The sequence below is a fragment of the Comamonas sp. genome, assembly GCF_009360615.1.
GTDB lineage: Bacteria > Pseudomonadota > Gammaproteobacteria > Burkholderiales > Burkholderiaceae_C > Comamonas.
On record NZ_SPEY01000064.1, the window covers coordinates 19,137 to 34,772 of the forward strand.

At 64.9% G+C, this 15,636-nt stretch carries 15 protein-coding genes; 7 read left to right on the plus strand and 8 right to left on the minus strand.

The genetic code is table 11. The annotated features are described in order from the left end of the window. Nucleotides 1-40 precede the first annotated feature (40 nt). The 4 genes from E2583_RS17075 to E2583_RS17090 all read right to left on the minus strand — a co-directional run bounded on the left by E2583_RS17075 (nt 41) and on the right by E2583_RS17090 (nt 4,191). Complete coding sequence (locus tag E2583_RS17075) at nt 41-1,213, minus strand: 5-(carboxyamino)imidazole ribonucleotide synthase (RefSeq protein ID WP_291597410.1); 1,173 nt, start codon at nt 1,211-1,213, stop codon at nt 41-43. Continuing rightward, nucleotides 1,210-1,704 (minus strand): 5-(carboxyamino)imidazole ribonucleotide mutase, encoded by a 495-nt coding sequence (gene purE / locus E2583_RS17080; protein ID WP_291597411.1) that lies wholly within the window; start codon nt 1,702-1,704, stop codon nt 1,210-1,212. Before purE ends, E2583_RS17075 begins: the two co-directional genes overlap by 4 nt. A gap of 100 nt (nt 1,705-1,804) precedes the next feature. After that, nucleotides 1,805-3,217 (minus strand): hypothetical protein, encoded by a 1,413-nt coding sequence (locus E2583_RS17085; protein ID WP_291597412.1) that lies wholly within the window; start codon nt 3,215-3,217, stop codon nt 1,805-1,807. Further along, nucleotides 3,214-4,191, minus strand: coding sequence for an ABC transporter ATP-binding protein (locus tag E2583_RS17090; protein ID WP_291597413.1), 978 nt, complete (start codon nt 4,189-4,191; stop codon nt 3,214-3,216). The genes E2583_RS17085 and E2583_RS17090 overlap by 4 nt, the downstream gene beginning before the upstream one ends. Nucleotides 4,192-4,509: 318 nt before the next feature. Here E2583_RS17090 and trxA point away from each other — a divergent pair, with 318 nt between their 5' ends. The 3 genes from trxA to E2583_RS17105 all read left to right on the plus strand — a co-directional run bounded on the left by trxA (nt 4,510) and on the right by E2583_RS17105 (nt 7,225). Then, nucleotides 4,510-5,460 (plus strand): thioredoxin, encoded by a 951-nt coding sequence (trxA, locus tag E2583_RS17095; protein ID WP_291597414.1) that lies wholly within the window; start codon nt 4,510-4,512, stop codon nt 5,458-5,460. 176 nt (nt 5,461-5,636) lie between these two features. Further along, complete coding sequence (locus E2583_RS17100) at nt 5,637-6,692, plus strand: NERD domain-containing protein (RefSeq protein ID WP_291597415.1); 1,056 nt, start codon at nt 5,637-5,639, stop codon at nt 6,690-6,692. A 50-nt stretch (nt 6,693-6,742) separates the two neighbouring features. Beyond that, nucleotides 6,743-7,225, plus strand: coding sequence for an META domain-containing protein (locus E2583_RS17105; protein ID WP_291597416.1), 483 nt, complete (start codon nt 6,743-6,745; stop codon nt 7,223-7,225). A 2-nt stretch (nt 7,226-7,227) separates the two neighbouring features. Here the strand turns inward: E2583_RS17105 and E2583_RS17110 are convergent, their stop codons facing one another. The 3 genes from E2583_RS17110 to E2583_RS17120 all read right to left on the minus strand — a co-directional run bounded on the left by E2583_RS17110 (nt 7,228) and on the right by E2583_RS17120 (nt 9,561). After that, a complete protein-coding gene (locus tag E2583_RS17110; protein WP_291597417.1) occupies nt 7,228-7,581 on the minus strand; it encodes a ribbon-helix-helix domain-containing protein in 354 nt (117 codons plus the stop codon). Between the two features lie 118 nt (nt 7,582-7,699). After that, complete coding sequence (locus E2583_RS17115) at nt 7,700-8,281, minus strand: DJ-1/PfpI family protein (RefSeq protein WP_291597418.1); 582 nt, start codon at nt 8,279-8,281, stop codon at nt 7,700-7,702. 59 nt (nt 8,282-8,340) lie between these two features. After that, complete coding sequence (locus E2583_RS17120) at nt 8,341-9,561, minus strand: mechanosensitive ion channel family protein (RefSeq protein WP_043375704.1); 1,221 nt, start codon at nt 9,559-9,561, stop codon at nt 8,341-8,343. A gap of 368 nt (nt 9,562-9,929) precedes the next feature. Between E2583_RS17120 and leuS the strand changes: the two genes are divergently transcribed. The 3 genes from leuS to holA all read left to right on the plus strand — a co-directional run bounded on the left by leuS (nt 9,930) and on the right by holA (nt 14,547). Then, nucleotides 9,930-12,638, plus strand: a complete 2,709-nt coding sequence (leuS, locus tag E2583_RS17125) for a leucine--tRNA ligase (protein ID WP_291597419.1) — start codon at nt 9,930-9,932, stop codon at nt 12,636-12,638. Between the two features lie 164 nt (nt 12,639-12,802). Then, entirely contained in the window at nt 12,803-13,315 is a 513-nt protein-coding gene (gene lptE / locus E2583_RS17130) for an LPS assembly lipoprotein LptE (RefSeq protein ID WP_291597420.1), read from the plus strand. Between the two features lie 185 nt (nt 13,316-13,500). Further along, nucleotides 13,501-14,547 carry a DNA polymerase III subunit delta gene (gene holA, locus E2583_RS17135; protein WP_291597421.1) on the plus strand — a complete coding sequence of 349 codons (1,047 nt, stop codon included), beginning with the start codon at nt 13,501-13,503 and terminating at the stop codon, nt 14,545-14,547. 9 nt (nt 14,548-14,556) lie between these two features. Here holA and E2583_RS17140 read toward each other — a convergent pair whose 3' ends face one another. Further along, nucleotides 14,557-14,865, minus strand: coding sequence for a hypothetical protein (locus E2583_RS17140; RefSeq protein WP_291597422.1), 309 nt, complete (start codon nt 14,863-14,865; stop codon nt 14,557-14,559). A 107-nt stretch (nt 14,866-14,972) separates the two neighbouring features. Here E2583_RS17140 and E2583_RS17145 point away from each other — a divergent pair. After that, nucleotides 14,973-15,636 (plus strand): aldehyde dehydrogenase family protein (locus E2583_RS17145; RefSeq protein ID WP_291597423.1); only part of this gene is annotated, 664 nt, incomplete at its 3' end.

The following is a 15,636-nucleotide window of genomic DNA, read 5'->3' on the forward strand; positions in this document are numbered from 1 at the left end:
AGCGGCGGGCCGCCTGGGCAAAGCCGCTCAGGGGGTGTTATCAGAACGCTTCAATGCCCAGGATCTCGGCCGCCTTCAAAGCGGTTTCACGCGCTTTTTCGGGACTGGCCGCGGTGATGTTCAAGTGGCCCATCTTGCGGGCTGGCTTGGCATCGACCTTGCCGTACAGATGCAGGTGGGCGCCTGGCAGGGCCAGGATCTGATCCCAGGCCGGAGCCTTGGCGGTTTCGCCGTCCTTGAACCACAGGTCGCCCAGCAGGTTGAGCATGACGGTGGCGCTGTGCTGGCGCGGCTGCACCAGGGGCAGATTGGTCATGCAGCGCACTTGCAGCTCGAACTGCGACACATCCATCGCGTTCTGGCTGTAGTGGCCGCTGTTGTGCGGGCGCGGGGCGATCTCGTTGACCACCAGCTGGCCGTTGTCCAGCACAAAGAATTCCACGCAGAGCACGCCGACGTAGTCGAGGCCGATGGCTACGGATTTCGCAGCGGCTACCGCTTGCTCTGCCTGCGCTGCGGGCACGTTGCCTTCGTAGACCTCGGTCACGGCCAGAATGCCGTCGCGGTGCAGATTGCGCTGCACGGGCAGGTTGACGATGTCGCCATTGCGGCCGCGGGCCACGATGACCGAGCACTCATGCGCCAGCGGCAGCATTTTTTCGAGCACGCAGGCCACTTGCTTGAGCGCGTCCCAGGCCTTGATCAGCTCGTCGCGGGTCTTGACGCGGATCTGACCCTTGCCGTCATAGCCCATGCGCGCGGTCTTGAGGATGCCGGGCAGCAGCGCGTCGTTGACGGCCGCCAGCTGCTCGGCCGTCTCGATCACGGCATAGGGGGCGCAGGGCACGCCGCACTTCACGAAGTGGGCTTTTTCGGCGGCGCGATCCTGGGCGATCGCCACGGCCGAGCCGGCGGGCGATACGGGCAGGCTCTCGGCCAGCTTGTTCAGCGAGCCGGCGGGCACGTTTTCGAATTCAGTGGTCACGGCCGCGCAGAGTCCGGCCAGCTCGGCCAGGCCCTTGGCGTCTTCGTAGCCGGTGCGCACATGCTGGTGGCTGACCAGACCGGCGGGGCTGGTCTCGTCCTTGTCCAGCACGGCGGTGAAATAGCCCATGGCCTGTGCGGCATGGGCAAACATGCGGCCCAGCTGGCCGCCGCCCAGCACGCCGAGGGTCGCCCCCGGCAGTATTACTTGCGTGTCGCGGGCGCTCATGCGTTCACCGGCAGGGTCATGTTGCGGGCCGCTTCGGTCTGCTCGGCGCGGAAGGCATCGAGCTTTTGGCGCAGCTCGGCGTCTTCGTTGGCCAGCAGGGCCACGGCAAACAGGGCCGCATTGGCCGCACCGGCATTGCCGATGGCAAAGGTGGCCACGGGCACGCCCTTGGGCATCTGCACGATGGAGTGAAGCGAGTCCACGCCTTGCAGGTGGCGGCTGGCAACGGGCACGCCGAGCACTGGCACGGTGGTCTTGGCGGCAATCATGCCGGGCAGGTGGGCAGCACCGCCGGCACCGGCGATGATGGCCTTGAGGCCACGGTCGGCTGCGGCTTCGGCAAAGCGGAACATGTCGTCCGGCATGCGGTGGGCCGATACGACCTGGGCTTCAAAAGCGATACCGAATTGCTGGAGGATGGCAACTGCGTGTTGCATGGTGTCCCAGTCGCTGCTGGAACCCATGACTACGCCAACTTGGATGGGGTTCATGTTCTTCAGGGCGCTGCCGCCCGGCCTAGTGGAACCCCTGATTTTACGTTTTCGCTGCATTGCCGGGCAGCTGTGGGGCAAAGCCACCCGGTCAAAGCATCTATGACCCCCGGATGCGGGCGGCCGCGTTGTCGCGTGCAAAGCCCAGCACGCGGTCCCTGAAGACATGGACGACCCAGGCCAGCGCAGCCAGGGTCTGCAGGCTCAGAGAGGCCCAGGGCAGATAGCTCAGCCAGGAGCCGGCCTGTGTTGCCGCATCCGAAGGAGCCATCCACATGGCCACGACCGGCTGGACCAGCATGGCGCCCCTATGGCCGCCTGCGCCATAGGCTAGCAGCGGAGCGGCGATGTTGAGGATCAGCCAGGCGACGACAAACGAGGCCAGGGGAGACTTGAGCTTGCCCGCCAGCAGGGCGAAGCCGGTCAGCAGCAGGCAGTCGCGCAGCAGATGCAGGCACAGATAGAGAGTGAAGCGGTTGAGTTCGCCGCGGATGGCTGCTTCCAGGCTTTGGGGGGCGAACAGCAGCAGCAAGGCCGTGGCAAAGCCCAGCAGCAGGCTGACCGGCCACAGCGGCAGCGCCTCCAGTGCCTCACGCCAGCGCCGGCGGCTGACCGACCATTGCACCTGGCGCCAGGCGCGCAGATGCTGGTCCATGTGCTGCAGGGCGACATAGGCAGTGCCGATCAGCGCGATCCAGGCGGTACTGCTGAAGAATGCGGCAATGCCTAGATTGATCGTGCCGGCCGCGAAAAATCCCGTCAGCGCCAGGCCCAGAGGCCAGGCCCAGGGCAGGGTGTGCACATCGAGCCGGGTGCAGAGCTGGCGCCACAGGCCCAGCAGCCCCAGGCCCAGTATCAGCGCGCCGGCCAGATAGGCCAGGCCCAGTCCGCCGACGTCCAGGCCCCACCAGAACACCGGTGCGGCGTCGCTGTCCATCATGCCTTTGTAGACATGGTCGATGAAGGGGCCGGGCGCGAAAAACAGGATCAGCAGAGGCAGCAGGGCCGCGCGCCGGCGGTTGATCGGCCGGTCCCTCAGACCCCAGCTCATGAGCACGGAGTTCATGGCCCAGGTCTGCAGACCCAGGCCCCAGAGCACGGCCAGACCAATCGTGTGCTGCAGCTTCAGGGCCTCCAGCGCCCAGAAGTGGGTCACTCCGGCCACGGCCAGCGCGAACCACAGCACATACAGCCAGGCTGGCAAGGTGGCCCCGAGCAGCTTGCCCCAGGCCATCTGCCAGGGGGTGAGCACGGACAGGCGTTGCCAGTCCCAGGTGTTCTGGCTGGCTTCCTCGGACAGGCTGCGCCCGGCCAGCACGCTGCCGTAGACGATGGCGGCCAGGTACAGGCCGGCCATGGCGGTCATGCTCAGCGTGCCGGGCAGGCTTTTGGCCGAGGACAGGGCAAAGGGCAGGGTCAGGATGAGCAGGCTCAGGCCCAGGCTCCAGGCCAGCAGCGAGGGGCGCCAGTTCAGCCACAGCTGACGCTGGAATTCGGGATTGCGTTGGCTCATGCTGGCTCCTGACTTTCGGTATCGCGGGCCTGGGCCGTGCGGGCATAGCGGTCCTGAAGCCGCTCGCGCACCGGGTACAGCGCGGCGACAGGAATGCCGGCCTGCACCAGCTGGGCCAGCCATTGGGCGCGTGCGCCGGCGGAAGCTGGCAGCCATAGCTGGATCGGTCGGCGGCCCGTGGTGTCGAAGTCCTGCACCGAAGTGTTCAGCAAGGCCTGACGCAGGCGGGTCTCCAGCCCTTCGCCTGGCTCCATGGCCACTTCCAGCGCATAGAGCTGGGGCTGCTGGCCGGCGACGGCGGGCTGGCCCTCGCCATGGGCGTTCTGCAGCGCCTCGTGGCTTTCGATGCGGCCGTCGCGGATGCTCAGGATGTGGGTGCAGTACTCGTCCAGCTCGCTGAGGATGTGGCTGGAGACGATCAGCGTCATGCCCTGGGCCTGCAGCTGGCGAAACAGCGTCGAGAGGCTGCTGCGCGCATCGGGGTCGAGGCCGCTGGCCGGCTCGTCGAGCAGCAGCACGCTGGGCTGGTGGACGATGGCCTGGCCGATCGCCACGCGCTGGCGCTGGCCGCGCGAGAGTTCGGTCGGGTGGCGGTGCAGCAGCTGCGTCAGGCCCAGTTGCTGGGCCACCTGCTGCACGCGGGCCTCCACCCCGTCGGGCGCCACGCCCATGGACAGGGCCGAGTACTGCAGGCAGCGCATCACGCTGAGCCGGTCGTACAGGCCGTAGAAATCCGAGAGATAGCCCAGGTGGCGATGTACCTCGCGCGGCTGCTCCTCGACCGACAGGCCCCTGACGCGCACCTGGCCCGACAGCGGCTGCTCCAGTCCGGCGATGCAGCGCATCAGCGTGGACTTGCCGGCGCCGTTGGGCCCGACGAGTGCCGTCACGCTGCCCGCCGCGATGGACAGGCTCACGCCGTCGAGGGCGCGGTGGCCCGGATATTCAAACACCAGTTGTGAAACTTCGATCAAGTCTGCGCTCCTTGGTTCGCAAGCAATATAGCCCAGGGGCGAGGGCGGCTGCGGTGCGGTTACTCTTGAAACCGTAGCTGTTTGCGCATGCATTCCATTGGTTTTCTCCATAAACCACCTCGAATCGACCTTGAAACATGCGCAAGCTGCTCTCATCTGAGTAGCAAAGACCCGGTCCGTTCCGGTCTATGGCGTGCCGGCGCGCATTTGCGTGGAGAATCGCAGCATCGCGCGGTGGACACTCTGCTGGAGTGGCCGGTTCGCAGACTTTCAGCGCCGCTGCCCGGGTGGCAGCGCACAAGCAGCAATGGGAATCACATGATTGACGTCACCCTCGAGAATTTTGAAGCCGAAGTCGTAGCCGCCTCCATGGCCGTGCCCGTGCTGGTGGACTTCTGGGCACCCTGGTGCGGCCCCTGCAAGACGCTGGGCCCGGTGCTCGAAAAGCTGGAAGTCGCCTACGAAGGCCGCTTCAAGCTGGTGAAGATCGATTCCGATCAGGAGCAGCAGCTGGCCAGCATGTTCGGCATCCGCTCTATCCCGACCTGCGTGCTCATGATCGGGGGCAAGCCCGTGGACGGTTTCATGGGGGCCCAGCCTGAAGGCAAGCTGCGCGAGTTTCTGGACAAGCACCTGCCCTCCGAAGGCGAGCTGGCGGCCGAGGCCGATGCCGACGAAGCCCAGGCCCTGCTGGAGTCCGGCGACACTCAGGCCGCGCTGCAGAAGCTGGCCGATGCGCTGGCGGCCGATCCGGCCAACGACGATGCGCGCTTTGACTATGTGCGTCTGCTGATCGCCACCGGCAGCTTCGAGGAAGCGGCGGCCCTGCTGGCCGAGCCCGTCAAGCGCATTCCCCAGCCGCTGCGCTTCGAAGCGCTGAACCAGTGGCTCAAGGCGCTGGAGTTCGCCGTGCAGGACGACAATGCCGACCTGGCCAAGTACGACGCCGCCATCGCAGCCAACAAGCGCGACTTCGACGCGCGCTTTGGTCGCGCCCGTGCCCTGCTGGCCCACAGCCAGTGGACCGGTGCCATGGATGAACTGCTGGAAATCATCATGCGCGACAAGACCTGGAACGACCAGGCAGCGCGCAAGCTCATCGTCGCCGTGCTGGAGCTGCTGACCCCGCCCAAGCCCAAGAAGCAGGATGCCGTGCCCGGCAAGACCAGCGGCGGCATCGAGCTGCTGGGCAAGAACAGTGCCGAGCAGGACGAGGCCACGGCCCTGGTCAACAGCTATCGCCGCAAGCTCAGCATGGCGTTGAACTAGAGATTGCCCTGAAGCGCTGCGCGCTTTTCCCCTGACCGGGCGCCCTTCGCTTCTCGCTGCGCGCTATGGGCGGGTGGATGCAGCCTCGCTGCGCGGCGGCGGGGCGCCTGGGTCCTGCGCGCTGTCCTGGTCTTGGGGCGCGCCGGTTTTGGCGATTGCGTTGCGTGAGAGTCGTGATGGATCGGATTTTTGCAGCGGCCTTTCAGGGCCTCTTTGTCTATCTGGGGCTTGCGCTGGCATTCGCGGTGCTGGCGGGCGTGCTGCGCTCGCCGCGCTTCAAGGGCTGGCGTGGCGAGCGGGCCGTGCAGGCGGCGATTCGCCGGCATCTCAATCCGATGATCTATGTCGATGTGCACAACGTCACCTTGCCCACCCCGGACCGTGGCAGCACGCAGATCGATCACCTGATCTTTTCCCCCTACGGCCTGTTTGTGCTGGAGACCAAGAACTACCAGGGCTGGATTTTCGGCACGGAAAAACAGCGCGAATGGACGCAGCAGATGTTCAGGAAACGCAGCCGCTTCCAGAACCCGCTGCGCCAGAACTACAAGCACCTCAAGACCCTGCAGTCTCTGCTGGATATTGCGCCCGAGCATCTGCACTCGGTGATCGTCTTCGTGGGCGGCTGCGAGTTCAAGACCGAGATGCCGCCTCAGGTCACGCGCGGCCTGGGATTTGTCGGCCATATCCAGAGTGTTGTCCAGCCTGTGTGGAGCCCCGAACACATGCAGGCGCTGCTGGACAAGCTCGAAGAAGTGCGGCTGCAGCCCGGTCGTGCCACCGACAGGCGGCATGTGGCGCATGTCCGCCAGCTGCAGGCGGCCAGCAAGGCACGCAAACCCAGGCTGGAGCCGGCGGCGGAGGCCGCTGCCCAGCGGGTCGAGCCGCCCGCTCCCGAGGGCGTGGATAGTCCGCCGGAGCCCGTCATGTCGGCACCGCCTTCGGCCGCAGTCGATAGGGATCTGTCGGCACAGGTACAGTCCGCACCGCCAGCCGTGGCAGCTCCTGTCAGCTTGGCTGACGCTGCGCCTGAGGCTGCAGAGCCGGTGTGGCCCGGACGGGGCGATGCCGTTCCGGCCTGCCCGCAATGCGAATGGCCGCTGCGCAAGTTGCTGATGCGGCGCGGGCCGCTGGCGGGGCAGGCCATCTGGCGCTGTACGAATGCGGTGGCCTGTAGCTTTGTGCACGGTGAACAGGTGCTTGCGCAAGCGTCCGAGACTGCTGAACAATGAGCTGCAAGCGCCTTTTCCTGTATCCGTTGAAGGCTGCAAAGGTGTTTGTGATGACCGCTTTCCCGAACCGGCGTACCTTTCTTGTCCCTGCATTGAGTGCACTTTTGCTGTCGGGGAGCCTGGCAGCTGCGGATGCAGGGCCCGCAGCGACCGAGGGCGACGCCATGGCAGCCGTGCCGGCACCGCTGCTCGATACCTACTGGAAGCTGGTGCAGCTGGGCGACGGCCCGCATGTCAGCGCCTACGACAACCAGCCCGAGCCCCATCTGGTACTGGAGACCGGCAGCGGCCGATTTCATGGCGCAGGCGGCTGCAACCGCCTGCGCGGCAACTACAGCCTGGACGGGCGCTGGCTGCGTTTTTCGGCCGTGGGCGGTACCCGCATGGCCTGTGTGCAGGGCATGCGAAGGGAGCAACTTCTGGTCGCAACCCTGGCTCAGGTCAGCAGCTACGCCATTCAGGGGCAGAAACTGGTGCTCAGCGATGCCGAGGGGCGTGTGCTGCTGCGACTCGAGGCGGTGTACCTGCGCTGAATTCAGTGTGTCAGTTGGGCACTGGCGGACTGGGGGGGCGAGGCATTGCCCAGCGAACGAATCGGTATTCCCATGTCCTGCGGAATCTCCCCCGCCAACTGCAACGCCAGATAGCGGGTGCTGCAGACTCGCAGAAAAGAGCTGAAGTTGTCCACCGCACCCCGTTCGGCCAGCAGCTCGTCGTAGAGCCGGGTGCAGAGCTGGGGCACGGTATAGCCGTCACGTGCGGCAATCTCTTCGAGCACCTGCCAGAACAGGTTTTCAAGCCGGATGCTGGTGGCAACACCATGCAGCCGGATGGAGCGGGCCCGGTGGGCCCAGAGCTGCGGATCGGCGCTGATAAAGACCTGGCACATGATGCGACTCTCCAGAACAAAACCGGGCCATGGTGTGGCCCGGAGCGTTCGGCGTCAATAGCAGAACTCTTGAATGGATGGCTTGCTGCGCGTTTCGGTAAAGCGCCGGAGGCCCATTTCAGTGCGAAATCTTTGTGCCCAGGAGCGCGAGAAACTGGGCGATCCAGGCCGGATGGGCGGGCCAGGCCGGGGCGCTGACCAGATTACCTTCGGTATGGGCCTGGTCGACGGGAATGTCGGCATAGCTGCCTCCGGCCAGTTCCACTTCGGCGCGGCAGGCGGGATAGGCCGAGCAGGTGCGGCCCTTGAGCACGCCGGCACCGGCGAGCAACTGCGCGCCGTGGCAGACGGCGGCCACGGGCTTGTCGGTGTCGAAGAAGTGACGTACGGCGGCGCGCACGCTTTCATAGCCCCGCAGATACTCGGGGCCGCGGCCGCCGGGGATGACCAGGGCGTCGTACTGCTCGGGCTTCACATCGGCAAACGTGGCGTTGAGCGTGAAGTTGTGGCCGGGCTTTTCGCTATAGGTCTGTGCGCCTTCGAAGTCGTGGATGGCGGTCTTGATCTGGTCGCCGGCCTTTTTGTCGGGGCAGACGGCGTGCACCGTATGGCCCACGGCCAGCAGGGCCTGGAACGGGACCATGGTTTCATAGTCCTCGCAGTAATCGCCGCAAATCATCAAAATCTTCTTGCCTGCCATGGTCTGTCTCCTTGTGGTTGGGTCAGGCCATTGTGGGCAGTCAGGGCACGCGGCGGGTATTAACGGGCTACTACATCGGGACGGGCGGGCGGATAGTGGGTGCCGTAGTCCGACGAGCGCTGGTACAGCGTCAGCCCGAACTGCGGCAGCACGCCGATCAGATGGTCGAAGATTTCGCCCTGTATGCCTTCGTACTCCACCCAGATGGTGGTGTTGGTGTAGCAGAACAGCTGCAGCGGCAGCCCCGTGGGCGATGTCTCCATGGTGCGCACCATGAGGAACATGCCCGGGCCTTTGCCAATGCGCGGATGGCCCATCAGATAGGCGTAGGCATAGGCCTTGAAGGCGGCCAGATTCGTGACCTGGTGGGCGGCGATGGCCTGGGTTGGCATGGCGGCCTCGGCTGCGCCCGGCATGGCCTGCAGGCCGTCGCGCTCGCTCCAGTAGGGCTGCAGCAGCGCGATATGGCCCATGCCTGCGCGTTCCTCGGGAGAGAGCAGATGCACGGTGTTGGCGTCCAGGTTCAGCGAGCGCATGATGCGGCGTCCACCCGAGTCGAACATGCCGCGCCAGTTCTTGAAGCTGTCCGTCATCAGCCGCCAGGTGGGAATGGTGGTGATGGTCTTGTCCCAGTTCTGCACCTTGACGGTATTGAGCGCGATGTCGGTCACAAAGCCGTCGGCGCCTACCTGGGGCATCTCTATCCAGTCGCCCACGCGCAGCATGTCGTTGCTGCCGAGCTGAACGCCGGCGACAAAGGAGAGGATGGTGTCCTTGAAGACCAGCATCAGCACGGCCGACATGGCGCCCAGGCCGGAGAGCAGCAGCAGTGGCGAGCGGTCCATCAGTGTGGCCACGATGAGCACCACGGCAAAGCTGCAGACCAGCAGCTTGCCCAACTGCACATAGCTCTTGATGGAATGGGTCTGGATGGCGGCCTTGCGTGCCTCGTCGCGTTCATGGGCCTCGTTCGTGGCATTGAGCAGGTCGCAAAGCACGCGCGCCAGGTGGTAGAGCGTGAAGGCCACCGCCACATTGGTGATCAGCGTGGTCCAGCGCGGCTCCAGATGCGGCACGCCCTGGACGCCGAACTGCACGATCAGCGAGGGAACGACCTTGGCCAGGCGGCGCAGCACCTTGTCGTGCATGAGGATCTGGGCCCAGCCGGTCCTGAGGGTGTCGCGCATACGGCGAAAGACCTTGAGCCCCAGCCACTGGGTCAGCCAGCCGGCCACAAGAGCGGTCAGGGCCAGGACGCAGAGCGAGGCCAGCATTTGCATGGCGGGATTCCAGTCAGAAACAAAAGACCAGCGGGAAAGCAAGAGCAGCTCCTCAGAAGAATGGACCGGGGCAGGAGCGCAAGTCTGGCAACTTCGGGCAGAAGGCAGGCGATGGCGTCGGGCACGGAAACAGGCCGGTCAGACCGGCAGGCGTGCAAAAAGTTCAGCAATGTGTGAACAACCACTAGCTTACGCAAAGCCGTATTTCCCAGCGTGGTGTGCAGGAAGGCCGCAGGGATGGCGCAGCGGGTTCTGCGGTCATGCGGGGCTAAAACGGCGCAAGCGGTCGGGCAGCCTAAAATCCCTGCTGATTTCAGATTTCTACCTTGCCGGGTCCCAAGTGGGGCTGGCGGCCACTGCACTGCACCATGCAAGAAAAATTCAACCACATCGAGGTCGAGCGCGCCGCGCAAGACCACTGGCAAGCCAAGGACGCCTACCGCGTCACCGAAGACGGCAGCAAGCCCAAGTATTACGCCTGCTCCATGCTGCCCTACCCCAGCGGCAAGCTGCACATGGGCCATGTGCGCAACTACACCATCAACGACATGCTCACGCGCCAGCTGCGCATGAAGGGCTACAACGTCCTCATGCCCATGGGCTGGGACGCCTTCGGCCTGCCTGCCGAGAACGCTGCGCTGAAGAACAAGGTGCCGCCTGCCAAGTGGACGTACGAGAACATCGCGTACATGAAGAAGCAGATGCAGGCCATGGGCCTGGCCATCGACTGGAGCCGCGAGGTCGCCACCTGCGACCCCGAGTACTACAAGTGGAACCAGTGGCTGTTCCTCAAGATGCTGGAAAAAGGCATTGCCTACCGCAAGACCCAGGTGGTGAACTGGGACCCGGTGGATCAGACCGTGCTGGCCAACGAGCAGGTCATCGACGGCCGCGGCTGGCGTACCGGCGCGCTGGTGGAAAAGCGCGAGATTCCCGGCTACTACCTGGGCATCACCAACTACGCTCAGGAACTGCTGGACCATGTGCAGGTCGGCAACGAGAAGGCCACTCTGAACGGCTGGCCCGACAAGGTGCGCCTGATGCAGGAGAACTGGATCGGCAAGTCTGCCGGCGTGCGCTTTGCGTTCACCCATGACATCAAGGGGACTGACGGCCAGCTGATCCAGGACGGCAAGATGTATGTCTTCACCACGCGTGCCGACACCATCATGGGCGTGACCTTCTGCGCCGTGGCACCTGAGCACCCTCTGGCACAGCATGCTGCTGCCGACAAACCCGAACTGGCTGCCTTCATCGAGGAGTGCAAAAAGGGCGGCACGACCGAAGCCGAACTGGCCGTCAAGGAAAAGGAAGGCAGGCCCACGGGCTTGTTCGTCACCCACCCCATCACCGGCGCACAGGTCGAGGTGTGGATCGGCAACTATGTGCTGATGAGCTATGGCGACGGTGCCGTGATGGGCGTTCCGGCCCACGACGAGCGCGACTTTGCCTTTGCCAACAAGTACGGCCTGCCCATCAAGCAGGTGGTGTCCGTGGAAGGCCAGGCCGCTTATGACGACAAGCAGTGGAGCGACTGGTATGGCGACAAGGAGCGCGGCGTTCTGGTCAACTCCGGCGACCTTGACGGCCTGAACCACAAGGACGCGGTCCAGGCCGTGGCCAAGATTCTGGGCGACAAGGGTCTGGGCGAGCTCAAGACCACCTGGCGCCTGCGCGACTGGGGGATCAGCCGCCAGCGCTACTGGGGCACCCCCATCCCCATCATTCATTGCGCCGACTGCGGTCCTCAGCCCGTGCCCGAAAAAGACTTGCCCGTGGTCCTGCCCCAGGATCTGGTGCCCGACGGCTCCGGCAATCCGCTGGTCAAGTCCGAGGCCTTCCACGCCGGCGTGGTCTGCCCCTGCTGCGGCAAGCCCGCACGTCGTGAAACCGACACCATGGACACCTTTGTGGATTCGTCCTGGTACTTCATGCGCTATTGCGACGCCAAGAACGGCGAGCAGATGGTGGCCGGGGGCGCCGACTACTGGATGCCCATGGACCAGTACATCGGCGGTGTGGAACATGCCATCCTGCACCTGCTGTACGCGCGCTTCTGGACCAAGGTCATGCGTGACCTGGGCCTGGTCAAGATCGACGAGCCCTTCACCAAGCTGCTGACCCAGGGCATGGTGCTCAACCATATCTACAGCCGCCGCACGGCCAAGGGCGCCAAGGAATACTTCTGGCCCAAGGATGTGGAACATGTGTTCGACGACTCCGGCAAGATCATCGGCGCCAAGCTCAGGGTCGAGGTGGACAGCGCCGACGGCCTGCTGCCCGTGGGTACTGCCATCGACTATGAGGGCGTGGGAACCATGTCCAAGTCCAAGAACAACGGCGTGGATCCTCAGGACCTGATCGAGAAGTACGGCGCCGACACCGCGCGCCTGTACACCATGTTCACCTCGCCGCCCGAGCTGACGCTGGAGTGGAACGACGCCGCCGTGGAAGGCAGCTATCGCTTCCTGCGCCGCGTCTACAACTTCGGCACCAGGCTGTCGGGCATGGACATGGCTTGCGCCGTGCAGGGTGTGGCCGGTGCCACCTCGCTGGACGATCTGGAATTCGGCAAGGCGGCCAAGGCATTGCGCCTGGAAATCCACAGCGTGCTCAAGCAGGTCGAGTACGACTACTCGCGCATGCAATACAACACCGTGGTTTCCGGCGCGATGAAGATGATCAATGCGCTGGAGGACTTCAAGGCCCTGGATGACGCAGGCGCCCAGGTGGCGCTGATCGAAGGCTTCGGCATTCTGCTGCGCGTGCTCTACCCCGCCACGCCCCATCTGGCCCATGTGCTGTGGAGCGAGCTGGGCTATGCCAACCACCTGGGCGATCTGCTGGATGCCCCCTGGCCGCAGGTCGATCCCAAGGCCCTGGTGCAGGACGAGATCTCGCTGGTGCTGCAGGTCAACGGCAAGCTGCGCGGTGCCATTCTGGTGTCCGCCACCGCTGACAAGGCGGCCATCGAGGCGGCAGCACTGGCCAATGAGGAGTACCAGAAGTTTGCCGAAGGCCGCGAGCCCAAGAAGATCATCGTGGTGCCGGGCCGTCTGGTGAATATTGTCGTGTGACGGGAGTCACCCCCTGAGGCGCTGTGTGCGCCCAGGCGGCTCCGCCTTCCCCCTCTCTCGCTGCGCGGTAGAGGGGCCATACCTCCGCTGCGGGCGGACCTTGCCCGGTAGTTCCGGGGCAGTAGGCGATGCTCGCACAGGGCTTGAAGATTAGAGGACCGTTGATGCAAAAACGTACGCTGCTGGCCGCCATGGCCTTGACGCCTTTGCTGGGGGCCTGCGGCTTTCGCCTGCGGGGTGCACCGAATTTCGTGTTTGGTTCCATCTACGTGCAGGCGGGACGTGGTTCGCCCGTGGGCGTGCTGCTGCGTCGCAGTCTGGAGTCGGCCAGCGACAAGTTGACCGTGATCAAGGACCCGGCTGCGCCCGATACCGCCGAAGTGATCTGCCAGATCATCAGCGAGCAGGCCCAGCGCGTGATCATCGGCTCCAACGTGGCCGGTCAGGTCCGTGAAATCGAGCTGCGCCTGATCGTGCGCTTCTCGCTGCGCACCCCCGGTGGCGACGAGCTGATCGAGCCCGTCGAGATTCGCCAGATCCGCAACGTGACCTATAACGAAACCAATGCCTTGTCCAAGGCCTCTGAAGAGGAAATGCTGAACAAGGACATGCGCAACGATGTCGTGCAGCAGATCATTCGCCGTCTGGCAGCAGTCAAGAGCCTGCAGGTGTCGTGAGCCTGCTCCGGGTCGCTGCACGGCGGAGTTGCTGCCGCCTGCGGCGGGGGCGCGCTCCTCCCGCAGGGCTGCCGGCCCTCTGCCTGTGACGTCTGTGGGATGCCCGCGCTGGCTTGATGAATTCGATAGCGGCCGAGACTTGATCCCGTTGCGTTTCAGATACCTTTTATAGAAAACAACTATCCATGCAGCTTGCGCTGAACCAGCTTTCCTCCCATCTGGCCAAGGGCTTGCGCTCGCTCTATGTGCTGCATGGCGACGAGCCGCTGCAGCAGCAGGAAGCGGCCGACGCGATTCGTGCTGCGGCGCGTGCGCAGGGGTATACCGAGCGCAGCAGCTATACCGTCATGGGGGCGCACTTTGACTGGAGCGGCGTATTGGCGGCCGGCGGCAGTCTGAGCCTGTTTGCGGACAAGCAGATTCTCGAGATCCGCATCCCCAGCGGCAAACCCGGCAAGGACGGCAGTGCCGCGCTGCAGCAGCTGGCCAGCAGCGCCCAGGGCAACGACAGCACACTGGCCCTGATCAGTCTGCCGCGCCTGGACAAGGCCACCCGGACCGGGGCCTGGTTTGCGGCGCTGGACGGCAACGGGGTTTCCATCCAGATCGACCCGGTGGAGCGCAGTGCGCTGCCGCACTGGATTGCCCAGCGTTTGGCACTGCAGAACCAGCGTGTGGCAGCCGGTGAAGAGGGGCAGCGCACGCTGCAGTTCTTTGCCGACCGCGTGGAAGGCAATCTGCTGGCCGCGCACCAGGAGATCCAGAAGCTGGCCTTGCTGCACCCCGAGGGCGAACTGAGCCTGGCCCAGGTGGAGCAGGCGGTGCTCAATGTGGCGCGCTATGACGTGTTCAAACTGTCCGAGGCCGTGCTGTCGGGTCAGGTGGCGCGCAGCATGCGCATGCTGGACGGCCTGCAGGCCGAAGGCGAGGCCGAGGTGCTGGTGCATTGGGCGCTGGCCGAGGACATTCGCAATATCAAGCGCGTCAAGGACGCCATGGCGGGCGGCAAGCCTCTGCCCATGGCACTGCGCGAAAACCGCATCTGGGGTCCCAAGGAAAGGCTGATGGAGCGACTGCTGCCCCGTGTCAGCGATGCACGTGCGGCCGAGTTGCTGCAGGCAGCCCATGCCGTGGACGGCATTGTCAAAGGCCTGCCCTGCGAGGGCTGGCCCCGCGACAGCTGGCAGGCCCTGCGACAGCTGGCCATGCAACTGGCCCAGGCCGGGCGCTGATTTCGTGGCTCAGGCCGGATTGCCGGCGAGCTGGGCCTGCGCCTTGTCGGCCCACATGCGCAGATTGTCCAGCAGATCCTTCTGGCTGAAGGAGCAGCTTTCCTCGGTGAACAGCGCGCTGGATTCGAGCCGGTCCAGCAGATTGAGCAGCACCTCGCCATAGCGCGGCGGCAGTGCCTCAAGCAAGGTGGTCGCAGCGCGTGCCTGCCGGCCGAGGGCGCTGGCGCTGATCTGCGAATGGGCGAGTTGCTCGAATCCGATGCGCAGTTGCTGGAGCTGGTGGTCGCGTTCCTGCAGCGTTGCGGTGATGTGGCTCATAAGTCTCCTTGCGATTCAGAGGCCGAGTGTAGGTCTGCACAGGGCCATAAACCCCCTCATGGTCGGGCTTGTCTGCGCAACTTGCGTATCTCGGCGAAAATCACCGAATGAACGCGCTCAATACCGTCGAATACATGCACAACCTAGGCGTGCAGGCAAAAGCTGCCTCTGCGCTGATGGCGCGTGCGTCTGCAGCTACTAAAAACAAAGCACTCAAGGCCCTGGCCCGCCTGCTGCGCGAGAATGTCGAGCCGCTGCAGATCGACAATGCCCGCGATCTGGAGCGTGCCGTGGCCAATGGCCTGTCGGCACCCATGGTCGACAGGCTGCGACTGACGCCCAAGGTGCTGGAGACCTGCGCCCAAGGCTGCGAGCAACTGGCAGCCATGCCCGATGTGATCGGCGAGATCAGCGGCCTCAGGCAAATGCCCAGCGGTATCCGCGTGGGCCAGATGCGGGTGCCTCTGGGCGTGTTCGGCATGATTTATGAAAGCCGCCCGAATGTGACCATCGAAGCCGCCAGCCTCTCGATCAAGAGCGGCAATGCCTGCATCTTGCGTGGCGGCTCGGAGGCCATCGACTCCAACAAGGCCCTGGCCAGGCTGGTGGCCCAGGCGCTGGCCGAGGCCGGCCTGCCCGAAGACGGCGTCAAGCTGGTGGAGACCACCGACCGTGACGCCGTGGGCCAACTCATCGCCATGCCCGACTATGTGGACGTCATCATCCCCCGTGGCGGCAAGGGCCTGATCGAGCGCATCAGCCGCGAGGCCA